Raw genomic sequence first — 16,415 nt, forward strand, 5'->3', positions numbered from 1 at the left:
GATAAAATTTTGGAAGTTAATGTATCAACATTATTACAGTTAGAACATAATTGTCGAAATAGTGAAAGCTATGCTGAATTAAAATATATAATTGTGAATGAAACAAGGAAACTTGTTTCATATGAACAAGCAGTTTTTCTTGCTCCTAATTTAAATGGAAAGTTAAAAATAGAATCAATATCTGATATTTCAGCTATTGATTCTAACTCTTCTTATGTTCAATGTATTGAAAGTATTGTAAATAAAACAATAAAAAGTAAAGAAATAAAAGAGCCTTATTTATTAGATTTTTCTTCAGATATTGATGATTATGAAAAAGAATTATTAAAAGAGTATTGTCCTTCAAATATTCTTTTAATACCTCTTCGTATAGAAAAAGAAGATGTTGAACTAGAGTATTATTTATTAGTATTAAAAAAAGAGCCTTGGAGTGAAAAAGAACAAAGTATCTTATCTCATATTTCATCTTCGTATTCTTATTTTTTATATGCTTCTAGAAAATGTAGCTTTAAATCAAAATTACAGAAGTTGAAGTTTTCAAGTAAATATATTAAATATTTAATAGTTGTAATATTTTTATTAATGTTTTTACCTGTAAAAATGACAGTATTAGCTCCTCTAGAAGTTGTAGCAAAAGATCCTTTTATTGTTACATCTTCATTAGAAGGTGCAATTGATGAAATAAAAGTTAAACCAAATGAATTTGTTAAAAAAGATAGTTTGATAGTAAAATTAAATGACACAGATTATTTAAATAAGTATCAAATTGCAAAGAAAACACTTAATGTTGCAAAAGCACAACTTCATACAGCTGAGCAGGGTAGTTTTTATGATCCAAAACAAAAGAATAGGATTGAACAATTAAAAGCAGAAGTTCAATTAAAGCAATCAGAATTAAAATTTACTAAAGAACAGTTGGACAAAACGCTAATATATGCAGAAAAAGATGGTTTTACTATTATTCATAATCCAAATGAATGGAAAGGTAAACCAGTTGTTACAGGTGAAAGAATTTTAATGATAGCAGATAAAAAAAATATTGAATTAAAAATCATGTTACCAGTAAGTGATGCAATTTTTTTAGAAGATAATGCTGAAATAAAAGCATTTTTAGATAATGATCCTTTAAATTCTTGGAATGGAAATATTACACATATTACATATAAACCAGAATTGACTCCTCAAGGAATTTTATCTTATAACATTAGTGCAAATTTACTGAAATCCGAAGATAAAAACTCTACACCAACAATTGGTTTAAGAGGTACTGCAAAAATTTATTCACAGAAAGTAAGTTTATTCTTCTATTTATTTAAGAAACCAATTACAACTATGCGTCAATGGATTGGATGGTAGTATGTTAGAAGAGGCAGAACTTCTACCTATACTAAGAGATGATTTAAAACTATTAGAAGCTTCAGCATCAGAAGAAGGATCAAAGAACTGGTTACTTTTTGATCCTTTACAAAATAAGTACTTTACAATTGGTTATGATGCTTTTAAATTATTATCATTATGGGAAAATAATTGTGATATAAATTTATTTCTAAAAAAAATAAATAAAAATAATTTTTCAATAGAAAAAGAAACACTAAAAACTTTTATTGAATTTATAGTTAATAATAAACTTATAAAATTAGAAAAGTACGAAGATACAAAAAAGTTATATTTAGAAGAGAAGAACTCAAAACTAAGTTTTTTTAAATGGTTATTACATAACTATTTATTTATTAGAATACCAATTTTCAAACCAGATAAATGGTTGGAGAATAATTATTCAAAAATAAAATTCTTATATTCAAATACTTGGAGAAATATAGTATTAGTATTAGGTACTATTGGAATTATCCTAAGTCTTAGAAATTTAGATGAATTTATGAGTACTTTTTCTTATTTATTCTCAAAAGAAGGATTAGCTGCTTATTTTTTATCAATAATTTTTGTAAAGAGTTTACATGAATTAGGTCATGCCTTTACTGCAAAAAGGAATGGAGCAAAAGTTCCTACAATGGGAGTTGCATTCTTAGTTTTATTCCCTCTTTTATATACAGATACTACTGATTCTTGGAGAATAAAATCTAAATATAAACGTCTTCAGATTGTGTTAGCAGGGATGAAGGTTGAACTTTATTTAGCATTGATTGCTACATTCTTTTGGTCATTTTTACCTGATGGAACATTAAAAAGTATTGCATTTATTCTAGCTACTACTAGTTGGATAACTTCACTATTAATAAATATAAGTCCTTTCTTGCGTTTTGATGGTTATTATGCATTATCTGATTATTCAGATTCAAAAAATCTACAGCCTCGATCTTTTGCAATGGCTAGGTGGTTTTTAAGAGAAAATATACTTGGAAGTAAAGAACAAATTCCTGAATATTTACCTAAGTCAAAACAGAATTTTTTCATTATTTATGCAATACTAACATGGATATATAGGTTTTTCCTTTTTTTAGGTATAGCATTTTTAGTATATTATTTTGCTTTTAAAGTTTTAGGGATATTTTTATTTGTAGTTGAAATTTTGTGGTTTATTATTTTACCAATTTATAAGGAGTTGAAGATCTGGTTTCAAAAAAAAGATGAATTAAGTTTAAATAAAAAGAATATAAGAACCCTACTTATATTAACATTTATAGTTTTATTCTTTTCTATTCCTTGGAATAATAAAATTAACATGCCTGCTGTTTTAGAAGCTGAAAACTATATGGAAATTTATACTCCATATGAAGCTAAAATAAAAGAAATTTATATAAAAAATGGACAAAAAGTTAAAAAAGGTGATCTATTAGTAACAATGGAATCTTTAGAAAATACTTTTTCAATTAAACAAGTAGAAAAAGAAATTGAATTTTTACAATTGGAGTTAAGTAAAACTGCTTCAACTAAAAATAAACTTGATAACCAACTAATACTACAAGAGAAACTAAATAGAAAGATTAGAAAAAAAGAGGGACTAATAAAAATAAAAGATAGTTTGAATTTAAAAGCTAATTTTGATGGAATAGTTTATAAAAATGATGTGTTTCATAATAATCAATGGGTAAACCCTAAAGAAGCTATGCTAACACTTTATGATCCTTCTTCAATAAAATTAACTGCATTTTGTGATGAAAATGATCTTCCTAATATAAAGAGTGATTCTAATGCACTATTTATAATAAATAGCGGTGATTATTCTCCTTTAAATGCAAAAGTTATAGATGTATCAAATATTTCACTTCCTTACATTGATTTTCCGGAGTTAACATCTGATTTTGATGGAGAAATAGCGGTAAGACAAGACAATGAAAAACGTTTAGTTAGTGAAAAAGCATATTACAAAATAGAAGCTAAACTAGTAGATTTTAATGGTGAATATAAAATAAGAAAAGATGGAGTATTAATTGTTGATGGAGAAGCTACAAGTATATTAGTTAAGTTTTCAAAGCAAGTATTATCTATCCTTATTCGAGAGAGTGGGTTTTAATAACTCAAAAGATTGTATTAAGTCTTTTGAAGGATAATTTGTTACAAATATAGATAGCCCTAATACTTTAATCTAATTTGGAAAATTACAAAATTCCAAACTAGAACTGATCTAAATGGAAATGTTGGTGAAAAGAACTTAGTTCCATTTTTTGTAAACATATAAATCTATCATGAAACTTACAACTACTTATATAAAAGGATTATATCTTTAATATGTAAGTGGTATTAATTAAAAAAATTCATAAAATACAAAGTTATTAAGTAATATAATTATTTTATGAAAAACATAAAATATCCTTTATTAGTAATATATATCTTCATATGCTTTATAGTACTCTCTTTAATTAACCTACACTCCAATAAACTTATTGATACAGAGTTAGAAAACAGTATTAAAGATTTAAAACTTCATTATAATATTACTACTTATCATAATAAAAAAAGTGCAGAATTTATATTTTTAGAAATAAGAAAAAATAAAAAAATAATAGAAATCTTAGGTAAAGCATTAAATGCTTCTCCTTCTGAGTTAGTCATTCTAAGAAAAGAGTTATATTCAATTTTATCCCATAGATTTGAAACAATGAAAACAAAAGGTATTAAGATTTTAACTTTTGCCACTCCTGATAATAAAACATTTTTAAGAGTTCACAAAGAAGACAAGTTTGAAGATGATTTATCCTCAATTCGAGAAGGTATTGTTCTTGTAAATAAAACAAAAAGAAAATCTTATGGTTTTGAGCAAGGAAAAATATCCCATGCTTTTAGAAATATTTATCCAATATTTAATAGTAAAAATGAGTATTTAGGTTGTGTTGATATTGGTTTTGATTCAGAACATATTCAAAAAACAATTACCGATGTAAATAAAATGCATTCACATTTCTTAGTAAATAAAACAATTGTTGATAGAAGTATTTGGAAGGATGAAGGTTATTCCTCTTCATATAAACAAAGTATTGAGCATAAAGATTTCTTTATTTCTGAAGTAAAAGATGTTAATCACGTGAAAATTGATATTTCAAAAAGAACTATTGATAAAAGGCAAGATTTTATAAATAATAAAATTGCTAATGCTAAAGAGTTTGCTATTTATGGATTAGAAGATGATGACTTAATTGTAATCTCTTTTATTCCTATCTCAAATATTTTAAAAAGTACAAAATCAGCCGCTTATATAGTCTCTTATACTTATAATCCGCAAATTGTAAAGATAATAAAACTAACACAAATTATAAATGTGATTGCTTTTATCTTAATGGTTATAGTTTTATATCTAATCAATAAACAAAATGGTCACAAAGAAGAGTTAAGTGTTGAAGTAGATAAAAAAACAAAAGAGTTAAAAGAGTTAAACGAAAATCTAGAAGCAAAAATTGAGTATGAAACAAAAAGAAATAGACAAAAAGATAAACAAATATATGACCATGCTAAAAATGCTCAAATGGGAGAAATGATAGGTAATATCGCCCACCAATGGAGACAACCATTGAGTTTAATTAGTACAGTTGCTAGTGGTTTAAAACTGAAAATAGAGTTTGATTTATTTGAGAAAAAAGATGCAATAAAAGAGCTTGAATCTCTAAATAATACAGCTCAACATTTATCTGAAACAATTGATATCTTTAGAGATTATATTAAAAATGAAAAGAAACTTGAAAAAGTGATTTTACAAGATAGATTAGATTATGCTTTAGCAATTGTGGGACCTTCATTAAATAGTAAACATATCAAACTTATTAACAAAATAGATTATGAAGATAGAATAAACATAGAAATAGTTGTAGGGGAATTATCTCAGGTTTTAATTAATATTTTCAATAATGCAAAAGATGTATTAGATGAGAAAGAGATAAAAGATAAATGGGTTAAAATCAGTATTAAAAAGAGTGAAAAAGTTGTAACTATTTATATTGAAGATAATGCAGGAGGAATAAAAGATGATGTCCTTCCTAAGATTTTCGATCCATATTTTACAACTAAACACCAAAGCCAGGGTACGGGAATTGGTTTATATATGAGTGCTCAGATAGTAGAAAAACATTTGCATGGTAGTTTATATGCAAAAAATAGTGATAACGGAGCTGTTTTTGTAATCGAAATTCCATATAATAACTAAGAGTAAATCTTAGTTATTAGGTAAAACTATTCTAAAAGATGCACCTTTGTGTCTTTTATTTTCATAAACAAAATCTTCATTTGAAGCAGTAATTGTTCCATTCATATGTTTTGTAATAATTTCATTACTCATATAAAGTCCAATTCCAGTCCCTTGGAACTGGTGTTTTGTAGTAAAGTAAGGATCAAAGATTTTATGAATAATCTCTTCATTTATTCCCTCTCCACTATCTTTTATAATTATCTCAATATTATTCTCATTTTTGAATACATCAATCAAAATAAACTTATCAGCGTGTTTGTTTTTTAGAGCATCTTTTGCATTATTTAGAATATTTATAATTACTTGAATAAATTCATTTTTGTAATTTTTGATTTGAATATTTCCAATATTTTCAATGATTTGAATATCACTTCTTTTAAATGGTGAATCAAGTAATGTCATTGCATTATGAATAGAGTCTTTTATATAAAAACTACTTTTATGTTTATCTGAATTAAAAAAGTTTCTAAAATCATCAATTGTTGTTGATAAAAATTGTGATTTTTTATTTATTTCTTTTAGCCCTTTTTTTAAAGATTCATCATCTAGTAAACTTAACTCTTTTTGTACAATCATAGCTGTAGCATTTGAGGTAATACTTGATAGTGGTTGTCTCCATTGATGGGCAATATTACCTATCATTTCACCCATAGCTGCCATTTTTGCTTGTTGAGAAAGAATCTTTTCTTGTTCTATTTTTGCATCTAGGTGTTTATTAATCTCTTTTTTGTATTGTTTAAATTTTTTGTTTACTATTTTTGCAAAATAAACACATAAAATAAAAAGGAAAAAAGATAAAGTTATAAAAATTATAGTTGTATTAGTAATATTTTGTTCAATAGATTTATCTAAAGCACTTTTTCTTTCATCAATAATATTACCTATTGTCTCTTTAGAGAAAGAAGAAACAATAATCCAATTCCATTTTGGAATAGTTTTTATATAACTTACATTTCCTAATGGATCATAATTATTACTTGTAAAACCATTTTTCTTATTTTCTAAGACCTTGGGAATATCAATCTTATCTATAAAGTTATTGATTTTACTTAGAATCTTACCTTCACTATCAATGATAAATGAGCTAATATTTTCATTTTGTAAGATGGCATTAAAATCATCTAAAATATGTTCTTGTACTTCTTTTTCAAAATCTACAACATACTCACCTGTTCCTATAAACCAGTTATAAGGAGTGAAGTTTTTAATGTAACCAATCTTTTTATATTGAGTTTTTTTATCATTTGGTTTATACCAATACCATTGGAATGAGCTTTCATCTTTTTGTTTTAAAATATCATGCATTTGTCTTATTATGTAATTACCATTGGCGTCTTTTATATTGTAAGAGCTTTTCCCTTCTATTTTTGGAAAGATTGGATGCATTGTATTTGCAAAAATATTTTTATCATGAATGAAAAAATATCCTCTTCCATTGTTAAATCGAATAGGTCTAATAGCATCTTTGATTAATTTTTTTATTGATGCTTCATCTTTTATATCTTTATTATTTTCATAAATAGAGTAAGCAATAGAGTAAGCTTTTTGCATCTCTTTTTCTAATTTATCTTTTAATTCTTTTTCTGTAGTTTCTTGTTTATGTAAAACAAAATTATAAGTATTTTCTGTTTGATGTTTTATATAATCTTTATTTTTTTGAATATAATTTTTTTGAATCAAATCTTTTTGTGAGTTTAATGATTTGTCATATTCTAGGTATAAAAAAGCAATTACTATCATACTAATAAATATTAAAAAAAGAGTGGGGATATATTTGATTATTTTTAAAAGTTGTTGTTCATTTTGTGAACTCATATAATTTTCCTAAGTATTTTTCATATTATAAAAGGAAAGTTATTATTTCTACATTAATATGTAACTTTTTGTCAATTATTTTTTACTAAACCATAAAACTACCTCTGTAATATCAAGGAGAAATCAGCATAAAACTCTTAATATTTAGTGTTAAAAGGAGAGTTGTCAGAGGCAGTTTTATGGCTTAGAAAACTACATCCCCAAAAGGGGACGTATAAAAATTAAAAACTATATGTTAATGTTGCATTTAACTGATCATAATCAGATGTTGCAGATTTTTCATCTTCATCAACAAGTGTATAACCTAAGTTAGCTTTTAACTCTGATGTAAGAGCATAACCTAACCATAAAGTTGTTTCAGTTAATTCTAGTTTATCACTTCCACTGATGTATTCAGTATTTCCATAAAGAAGAGTTGAACTTAAATCTCCAAATGATTTGCTTACACCTAAGTAATAAGTCTCTGCACCTTTACTATAAACATAATCACCTTCTTCAAAAGGTACAATAATTTCACCTGAGTTAGAAGCACCATATCCTGGGAATGCTGCATTATCATCTACTTTAATATATCCTGCGTATGGAGCAAAACCAGCAATTTTAGTGCTTACTTTTACATCAATTAAAGTTGAGTCTTGTGTTGAGTCTTTGTCATCTGAACTTACTGCATAGTGAGCTCTTAAAGCTGTGTCGTTAAATTTGAAGTTTGTTTTTCCACCATAAATATCTCTTACATCTGGTACCATTAATCCATATGCAGTAGCAGAAATATTTTCTGTGAATGTTTGAGTTAAACCTAATTTATAAACACCTTTGTTTCCATTAATATCACTCATTGGTCTATAATCTCTTGAGTAAATTCTACCTTGTCTAGCAGACCAGATAGCTTCAATTGCAGTGTTTCCGTATTTTGCATCAATTCTTACTGCATCTTGAGTTTTATTAATCCAATCAGTAGAGATAAATTGTCTACCGGCTTTAACTGTAATATTAGAGTTTGGAGTATATGTTACAAATAATTCTTCAGCATCTATATCTCTATTTTTACCATCTTGATAAAATCTCTCAGCAGCATCACCTCTACCATGAGATGTAACAGAGTTAGAATCATCTTCAAATAATGTAGTATACGCTCTAAACTTAGAAGTTAAACTAAGATTATTCCATACACCAGTTTCATATTTTAATGCAAAAGAACCTACACCATAAGCAGTGTCTTGATAATAAGCACCATTTTCTTTATCGAAATTTCTTGTTTCGTAAGTTGCTGTGAATTCCCCAGAAACTTTACCATCCTTTAGTGTTTGTGCTAAACTATCTGCACTAGCAATAGTACATCCCCCGATAGTTAAAGCAGCAATCATACTTAATTTTAAGATTTTCATTGATTATCCTTTTAATAATAACTTCATATACAAATAAAAACTCAACACGAATGAAAGTTCATTTTTTATATGTTGGAAGTTTAATTAAAAAAAATCGAAAAAAAGTCGAATTGAAAAATTTGTAGAAATTGGCATGTAATTTGTAAAATCAAGTATTCACAAAAAGCCATATATCTTTTATAATGCTTGCATAAATTAAATATAAAAGGTTATTCATGGAATTTTCATATCACAACCCAACAGCAATCGAGTTTGGGAAAGGTCAAATTAAATCTATCACAAAATATATATCTAAAGAACAAAAAGTACTAGTTGTATACGGTGGTGGTTCTATTAAAAAGAATGGAGTTTATGATCAAGTATCAAAAGCGCTAGAAGGTTACTCTTGGTGTGAATTCAGTGGAGTTGAGCCAAACCCAACGGTTGAAACATTAAATAAAGCAGTTGAAATTATAAAAAGTGAAAAAATTGATTTTGTACTTGCAGTTGGTGGAGGTTCAGTTATTGATGGCTGTAAATATTTAATTGCAGCAGCACTTTATGATGGTGATGCATGGGATTTCTTAGATGGAAGCGCGCAAGTTACAAAAGCTTTACCTCTAGGAGCTATTTTAACATTACCTGCAACAGGAAGTGAATCAAATTCTGCATCTGTAGTTTCTAAAAAAGCTACAAATGAAAAAAGATTTTTCCACTCACCATTTTCATTCCCACAATTTGCAGTTTTAGATTCATCTGTAATGTCTACATTAGATGATAGACAATTAGCAAATGGTTTAGTAGATGCCTTTGTACATACATGTGAACAATATGTTACTTTCCCTACAGCATCTTTAGTAAATGATGGTTATGCGGAAACTCTATTAAGAGGATTAGTAACTTTAGGAAATACTTGGGATGATAGAAAATCTGAAGCTTGGCAAGAAAACTTAATGCATATTGCTAATCAAGCCTTAAATGGAATGATTGGTTCAGGTATGCCACAAGATTGGGCAACACATATGATAGGACATGAATTAACAGCCTTTTATGGACTTGACCATGCAAGATCTTTAGCTGTGGTTCAACCACAACTATTTAGAGTAATGTTAGAAGATAAAAAAGAAAAAATAGCTCAAATGGGTGAAAACGTATTTGGAATCTCAAATGATAATGAAGCAGTTATCAAAGCTATTGAAGCTTTATATGAAAAAGTAGGGATTTCTACAAATTTAAATGATTATAGTATTGATGATAAAGTTATTGAAAATATAATCTCCGCTTTAGAGTCTCATGGTATGAGTGCTCTTGGTGAAAAAGCTAATATTACACTTGATAAAAGTGAAGAAATTTTAAAAATGGCAATGAAATAAGACTTAGATCTTATCTCATTAAATGCACTTCAAAAGAAGGTTTTGCTTCTTTTGGAGGGTAACCATAATAACTTTTGAAATCCCTAGAAAACTGTGAAATACTTTCATATCCTACTTTACTAGCAGTTTCATTCACTTGGTAATTCTGCTGTGCTATTAAATCTTTTGCTTTTGTAAGTCTAATTTTCTTTATATATTGTAAGGGTGTATGTGAAGTAATATTTTTAAAATGTGTATGAAAAGATGATACACTCATATCTTCTTGTTTTGCAAGATTTGGGATATCTAAATGCTTTCCAAAATTATCATGAATAATCTTCAAAGATTTTGCAATTTTTGCTTCTGTATTAGTATTTAAAAACATTTTATGTAAAAAGTTAGAGTTTTTTCCTATTGCAATTCTATAATACAACTCTCTTAAAAGTTGATCACCTAAAATATCTGTTTCTTCTTTTGATTCTAAAGTTTTTAATAATCTATACATAGTATCTTCAATTTCAGGTGTTACTTCATCTGAGAAAACACCTAAATTAGAGCAATCTTTTTCACCCTCTATTTTTTTTGATAAAGAATCAATTAATTCAAACATTACTTTTTTATCAATAGAAACTAATATACAAATAAAAGGTTCTTCCTCTGAAGCAATTGTCTCACACTCAAAAGGCATTGTTGTTGGAACTACTAAATAGTTATTAGAATCATAAGTTAAAGTAGAGTTAGGCAAATATCCAATCTTTTTACCTTGAATAACAATAATAAGGGCTAAATCATAAAGTAAAGGTCCCTTAGGAGTATAAGTTCTTGTTTTGAATAACTTTATATCTTTATGAAAGGTATGAGTTAGACCTTCATTGTTTGTTAGGTTATTTACTTGTTTGATTATTTTATTGTTCATTTATAGTCCAATTTGTATTTATACTATTATAGGGTTTTATTAGTTATATATAGGTTTTAAACAACTTGTAGAAACTGTCATGTTATTTGTATAAATTGTTATTCTAAAAAGAAAAGAAAACCCATATAATCTCCCTATAAAAAATAAAGGAATTAAAAATATGGAATTTTCATATCATAACCCAACAGCAATCGAATTTGGTGCTGGTTCAATAAAAACAATTAGTGATTCAATCAACAAAGACCATAAAGTATTAGTAGTTTACGGTGGTGGCTCAATCAAAAAAAATGGTGTATATGACCAAGTTATTAAAGCATTAGAAAATCACACTTTCTTAGAATTCTCAGGTGTTGAACCAAACCCAACAGTTGAAACTATGAATAAAGCAGTAAAAATTGTAAAAGAAGAAAACATTGATTTCATTCTTGCAGTTGGTGGTGGATCAGTAATTGATGGCTGTAAATATTTAGCAGCTGCTTCATTATATGATGGAGATGCATGGGACTTTTTAGATGGAACTGCTGAGGTGCAAAGAGCCTTACCTTTAGGTGTAGTTTTAACATTAGCAGCAACTGGAAGTGAATCAAACCATTTAACAGTAGTTTCTAAAAAAGAAACAGATGAAAAAAGAATGTATTTCTCAAATCATTCATACCCACAATTTGCAGTAATGGATCCTTCTGTAATGGCTACATTATCTGATAGACAATTAGGAAATGGTTTAGTTGATGCCTTTGTTCATACTTCTGAGCAATATATCACATACCCAACATCTGCATTAGTAAATGACGGTTATGCTGAAACTTTATTTAGAGGTTTAGTAAAACTTGCAGATACTTGGGAAGATAGAAGAACTCAACCTTGGTTAGAAAACCTAATGCATATTGCAAACCAAGCACTTAACTTCCAAATTGGAGCCGGTGTTCCTCAAGATTGGTCAACTCACCTTATTGGACATGAATTAACTGCATACTATAATCTAGACCATGCAAGATCATTAGCTGTAGTTCAACCATATTTATTAGAAGTAATGGGTGAAGAAAAAGAAGCAAAAATTGCACAATTAGGTAAAAATGTATTTGGAATTGAAAATGACAATGCAGGAGTAATCAAAGCAATTGAAGAAGTTTATAATAAAGTAGGAGTACCTACTAAATTAAGTGAATACGAAATTGATGATAAAGTAATTTCAAATGTATCAAATGCTTTAACAAACAATGGCTACACAGCAATTGGTGAAAACGGAACGGTTACATTAGATAAGGTATCTACAATTTTAACTATGTCTATGAAATAGTCTTAATTATTAAGAACTACTATCCTCTTCAAAAGATGGCTTAACATCTTTTGGGGGATAACCAAAATAGGTTTTAAAATCTCGTGAGAATTGCGAGGCACTATCATATCCCATCTCATAAGCTGCATCTACTACTTGATAATTTTGTTTTGCTATTAAATCTTTTGCTTTTGTAAGTCTAATTTTCTTTATATATTGTAAAGGAGTATGTGAAGTTACTTTTTTAAAATGTGTATGAAAAGATGAAACACTCATATCTTCTTGTCTTGCTAGATTTGGAATATCTAGATTTGTTTCACATTGAGTATGAATGATTTTTAAAGCACGAGCAATTTTTGCTTCATTATTATTCTCTAAAAACATTTTATGTAAAAAGTTAGCATTTTGTCCAATAGCGATTCTATAAAATAGTTCTTTTAAAATTGCCTTACCTAATATATTTGATTCTTCTTGGGATTCTAATACATCTAATAGTTTATTTGTAACGTCTTCAATTTTAGAAGTTACCTTGTCACAAAAAATTCCTAAATTATTCTCTTTCGTTTGTTTTGTCTCTTGTTTTTTTACTAAATCCATGATTTCAAACATCACTTGTTTATCAATATCTATTAATAAACAAATAAAGGGCTCTTCTTTAGATGCATAGGTTTCACACTCTAAAGGAAGAGTTGTAGGAACTACTAAATAGTTGTCACAATCAAAGGTTAGAGTATTACTAGCAAGGTTTGCAACTTTTTTACCTTGTAATACTAAAAGTAAACAAACATCGTAGATTAGGGGACTCTTAGGTTCATAATTAGTTGTTTTGAATACTTTTACATCTTTTAAATATGTGTCGTGAATACCATCTTCTTTAAAAAGGTACTCTCTATTTTCAATAATACTTTTGTTCATTTAGGATTCTTTATTTCATTTTATATTTGTATATTTCTATTAAATTACAGAATAAATGCTTTATTTTTATTAAATTAACATATATTCGATTTTTTTTCGATTTTTTGTTGTTAGACTTTCAATATAAATAAAACAAAGGATTGAAGATGAACAATTCAAGAAGAGATTTTTTAAAAGTTGGAGCGGCTGCTTCTGCTGCTGTTGCAGCTAGTGGAACGATGACTGGTGCATTTGCAAAAGAGTTTGCTGCAAGAACTGAGAAAATTCCTCATGCTTCGCATTATGGTCCATTTCATGCTCACGTAAGAGATGGGAAAATTGTAGATATAACACCTCAGTTAGATTCAGATGCAAACCCAACTGCAATGGTAAAAGGTTTAGCTGATAGAGTTATGACAGATTCAAGAGTTAAATACCCTTGTGTAAGAAAATCTTACTTAGAAGGTAAAGACGCTGGTGATTTAAGAGGTAAAGAAGAGTTTGTAAGAGTATCTTGGGACAAAGCTTTAGATTTAGCAGCTGATGCTATTAAAAAAGCACAAGCTAAAGGTGGTAACCAATCACTTTACAATTCTTGTTATTCAGGTTGGGCACATCCAGGTGCATTTAAACCTAATGCATTAGCAGGTAGATTCTTCAATCAAATCGGTGGAGCTGTTGGAACAAGTGGCGAATATTCAAATGGAGCTGCAGGTCCTACAAACCCAGTTATTGTTGGAGATATGGAAGTTTATTCTATTCAAACAGCACATGAACAAATTATTAAAAATACAAAAGTAATGATTTTATGGGGAGCTGATTTATACAAATGTAATAGAATCGGTTGGTTCGTGCCAAATCACAGAAATATTGATGCTTATGAAGAGTATAAAAAAGCAGGAATCAAATTTATTTCAATTGATCCTATTTATACAACTTCTGCTTCTGAGTTTAAAGCTGACTGGATCAAAATTAGACCAGGTTCAGATGTTGCACTTATGATGGCAATGATGCATTATTTATACAAATCAAAAAAATATGATGCAAACTTCATCAAAAAATATACTCATGGTTTTGATAAATTCTTACCATACTTACTTGGAAAAGAAGATGGTATTGAAAAAACTCCTGAGTGGGCAGAAAAATTAACTGAAATTCCAGCTGCTACTATTAAAGAGTTAGCAACAACTATGGTTGATAACAGAACATTTATCGCAGGAAATTGGTCATTACAAAGAGCACACCATGGTGAGCAAGTTGACTGGTCTATTATTACTTTAGCATCTATGATTGGACAAATCGGACTTCCAGGTGGTGGTTTTGGTTTCTCTATGCATTATGCAGGTGGTGGTGATGCTGCTTCTGGAAAAGCTACTGTTGGTGGTGTTCCTCAAGGTGGTGGTAACAAAGTTAACGTTAATATCCCAGCTTCTAGAATGAGTGATTTACTTTTAAATCCTGGTAAAACAGTTACATTCAAAGGTGGAAAAGTTACTTATCCAAAAATTGAAGTAATGTTAAGTGCTGGTTCTTCTCCTATTGGTCACCAACCAGATGTAAATGAATTAGTTGGAGCTATGAGAACATTAGACACTATTATTACTGTTGATCCATGGTGGACTCCAACAGCTAAAATGTCTGATATTGTTTTCCCTGCAACTACAACTATGGAAAGAGATGATATTACTCAAGGTATGTCATACGCTCAAGATAGACTATTTGCAATGAAAAAAGTTGTTGATGCTAGATATGAATCAAAAGATGATTACTGGATTTTTGCAGAGTTATCAAAAAGATTTGGTAAAGAGAAAAAATTCACTAAAAATAGAACAACTATGCAGTGGATTGAAAGATTATACAAAAGATCATACGCTAAGAAAAAAATGAAAATTCAATTTGACGAATTCTGGAAAGAAGGTGTTGTTAAATATGAAGTTCCAGATAGTGCTAGAAATTTTGTAAGACATGAAGCATTTAGAAAAGATCCAATTAAAAACCCACTAAAAACAGAAAGTGGAAAAATTCAAATCTTCTCTGAAAAATTTGATGCTTACGGTTACGATGACTTCAAAGGTCACGCAACTTGGTTTGAACCAGCTGAGTGGTTAGGAAATAAAAAGTTAGCGGCGAAATATCCACTACACCTAGTATCTCCACACCCAACATATAGAGTTCACTCTCAGTTAGATAATACTTGGGTACAAAATGTACACAAAGTACAAGGTAGAGAACCAATTAGAATTTCACCAAATGATGCGAAAAAATTCGGTGTAAGAGATGGTGAGATTGTAGAAGTTTACAATGACAGAGGAAGTGTTCTTGCTGGTGTTGTTGTTACTAATACTATTAGAGATGGGGTAGTTGCAATTGAAGAAGGTGCTTGGTATTCTCCTGATGATGCAAGTAAAGATAAAACAAGATGTAACTCTGGACAAGCGAACCTTTTAACTTCGTCAAGACCAACATCATCAATGGCGCAAGCAACTACAGCAAATACTGTACTTGTTTCAATCAAAAAAGCTGGTGTGGTTCAACCAAACCTAGCATATAGCGCACCAAAAATTATAGAAGGATAAAAAATGAAATTTTTATTAAAAACATTAATTTCATCTGCAATATTACTTGGGTCTTTCGCCCAAGTAAATGCAAGTGATTTATTTGTTGTTGAAAGCAACACAGAGTTAAAAGCAAAAGATGGGAAAGTATCAAAACTTTTCATAGGTGTTCCAGTTAGTGTTAAAAAAGATAATGGTTCAACTGTTAATGTTACAGTTAAGGGTTTTCAAGATGGACTTAATATCTATTCAACAACTGGAAAAGAACTTTTAATTGCGACTTTAGACAAAGGTTTTAAAGTTTCAAAAAAAGCTGGTACTGAAGTTGAGTTAATCGGAACTATTGCAAAAGATGCATTAGGTGAAGATGTTGAAGCTATTTGGGATGAAACTCAAGAGTTATATTATGAGATGTGTTCTGTATGTCATGCACCACCTCAAATTGCACACTTAAGTATGATTGAATGGGAAGCTATTTATCCATCAATGAGAACAAGAACAACTTTAGATGATGATGAATCATCAGATATTATTAGATTCTTAAAATCTAATGCAAACAATGGTTTAATTAAAACTGAGCACTAAGCTTGGTTATAATTAATAAAAAG

The 16,415-nt window shown here is 28.5% G+C and carries 11 protein-coding genes; 7 read left to right on the forward strand and 4 right to left on the reverse strand.

The window, feature by feature from the left end:
• Positions 1-9 precede the first annotated feature (9 nt).
• The 3 genes from ALEK_RS00910 (at position 10) to ALEK_RS00920 (ending at position 5,593) form a co-directional block, all read left to right on the forward strand.
• On the forward strand, positions 10-1,356 hold the full coding sequence (locus tag ALEK_RS00910) for an efflux RND transporter periplasmic adaptor subunit (protein ID WP_071626711.1): 1,347 nt from the start codon (positions 10-12) through the stop codon (positions 1,354-1,356).
• Position 1,357: 1 nt separating this feature from the next.
• Positions 1,358-3,472, forward strand: a complete 2,115-nt coding sequence (locus tag ALEK_RS00915) for a site-2 protease family protein (RefSeq protein WP_071626712.1) — start codon at positions 1,358-1,360, stop codon at positions 3,470-3,472.
• Positions 3,473-3,751: 279 nt separating this feature from the next.
• The gene (locus tag ALEK_RS00920; protein WP_071626713.1) at positions 3,752-5,593 is read left to right on the forward strand and encodes an ATP-binding protein; all 1,842 of its coding nucleotides are present in this window, start codon (positions 3,752-3,754) and stop codon (positions 5,591-5,593) included.
• Between the two features lie 9 nt (positions 5,594-5,602).
• On the opposite strand, the gene ALEK_RS00925 is transcribed toward ALEK_RS00920, so the two are convergent.
• Together ALEK_RS00925 and ALEK_RS00930 are read right to left on the reverse strand one after the other, a co-directional pair.
• The gene (locus ALEK_RS00925) at positions 5,603-7,450 is read right to left on the reverse strand and encodes a sensor histidine kinase (protein WP_071626714.1); all 1,848 of its coding nucleotides are present in this window, start codon (positions 7,448-7,450) and stop codon (positions 5,603-5,605) included.
• A 221-nt stretch (positions 7,451-7,671) separates the two neighbouring features.
• Positions 7,672-8,835, reverse strand: a complete 1,164-nt coding sequence (locus tag ALEK_RS00930; RefSeq protein ID WP_071626715.1) for an Opr family porin — start codon at positions 8,833-8,835, stop codon at positions 7,672-7,674.
• 215 nt (positions 8,836-9,050) lie between these two features.
• Here ALEK_RS00930 and ALEK_RS00935 point away from each other — a divergent pair, with 215 nt between their 5' ends.
• Entirely contained in the window at positions 9,051-10,187 is a 1,137-nt protein-coding gene (locus ALEK_RS00935) for an iron-containing alcohol dehydrogenase (protein ID WP_071626716.1), read from the forward strand.
• Between the two features lie 10 nt (positions 10,188-10,197).
• Here the strand turns inward: ALEK_RS00935 and ALEK_RS00940 are convergent, their stop codons facing one another.
• The gene (locus tag ALEK_RS00940; RefSeq protein ID WP_071626717.1) at positions 10,198-11,082 is read right to left on the reverse strand and encodes an AraC family transcriptional regulator; all 885 of its coding nucleotides are present in this window, start codon (positions 11,080-11,082) and stop codon (positions 10,198-10,200) included.
• A gap of 160 nt (positions 11,083-11,242) precedes the next feature.
• Here ALEK_RS00940 and ALEK_RS00945 point away from each other — a divergent pair, with 160 nt between their 5' ends.
• Entirely contained in the window at positions 11,243-12,379 is a 1,137-nt protein-coding gene (locus ALEK_RS00945; RefSeq protein ID WP_071626718.1) for an iron-containing alcohol dehydrogenase, read from the forward strand.
• A gap of 9 nt (positions 12,380-12,388) precedes the next feature.
• Here ALEK_RS00945 and ALEK_RS00950 read toward each other — a convergent pair whose 3' ends face one another.
• Positions 12,389-13,273: an AraC family transcriptional regulator gene (locus tag ALEK_RS00950; RefSeq protein ID WP_071626719.1), complete on the reverse strand. Its 885-nt coding sequence runs from the start codon at positions 13,271-13,273 to the stop codon at positions 12,389-12,391.
• 146 nt (positions 13,274-13,419) lie between these two features.
• Here ALEK_RS00950 and ALEK_RS00955 point away from each other — a divergent pair, with 146 nt between their 5' ends.
• A complete protein-coding gene (locus tag ALEK_RS00955) occupies positions 13,420-15,828 on the forward strand; it encodes a molybdopterin-dependent oxidoreductase (protein WP_071626720.1) in 2,409 nt (802 codons plus the stop codon).
• A gap of 3 nt (positions 15,829-15,831) precedes the next feature.
• Positions 15,832-16,392: a hypothetical protein gene (locus ALEK_RS00960; protein ID WP_071626721.1), complete on the forward strand. Its 561-nt coding sequence runs from the start codon at positions 15,832-15,834 to the stop codon at positions 16,390-16,392.
• Positions 16,393-16,415: the final 23 nt, after the last annotated feature.

This window comes from Poseidonibacter lekithochrous (assembly GCF_013283835.1).
Lineage (GTDB): Bacteria > Campylobacterota > Campylobacteria > Campylobacterales > Arcobacteraceae > Poseidonibacter > Poseidonibacter lekithochrous.

Coding starts and splice junctions, on each gene's coding strand:
- ALEK_RS00945 (WP_071626718.1), top strand. CDS start 11,243: ATGGAATTTTCATATCATAACCCAACAGCAATCGAATTTGGTGCTGGT.
- ALEK_RS00950 (WP_071626719.1), bottom strand. CDS start 13,273: ATGAACAAAAGTATTATTGAAAATAGAGAGTACCTTTTTAAAGAAGAT.
- ALEK_RS00925 (WP_071626714.1), bottom strand. CDS start 7,450: ATGAGTTCACAAAATGAACAACAACTTTTAAAAATAATCAAATATATC.
- ALEK_RS00920 (WP_071626713.1), top strand. CDS start 3,752: ATGAAAAACATAAAATATCCTTTATTAGTAATATATATCTTCATATGC.
- ALEK_RS00960 (WP_071626721.1), top strand. CDS start 15,832: ATGAAATTTTTATTAAAAACATTAATTTCATCTGCAATATTACTTGGG.
- ALEK_RS00940 (WP_071626717.1), bottom strand. CDS start 11,082: ATGAACAATAAAATAATCAAACAAGTAAATAACCTAACAAACAATGAA.
- ALEK_RS00915 (WP_071626712.1), top strand. CDS start 1,358: ATGTTAGAAGAGGCAGAACTTCTACCTATACTAAGAGATGATTTAAAA.
- ALEK_RS00935 (WP_071626716.1), top strand. CDS start 9,051: ATGGAATTTTCATATCACAACCCAACAGCAATCGAGTTTGGGAAAGGT.
- ALEK_RS00930 (WP_071626715.1), bottom strand. CDS start 8,835: ATGAAAATCTTAAAATTAAGTATGATTGCTGCTTTAACTATCGGGGGA.
- ALEK_RS00955 (WP_071626720.1), top strand. CDS start 13,420: ATGAACAATTCAAGAAGAGATTTTTTAAAAGTTGGAGCGGCTGCTTCT.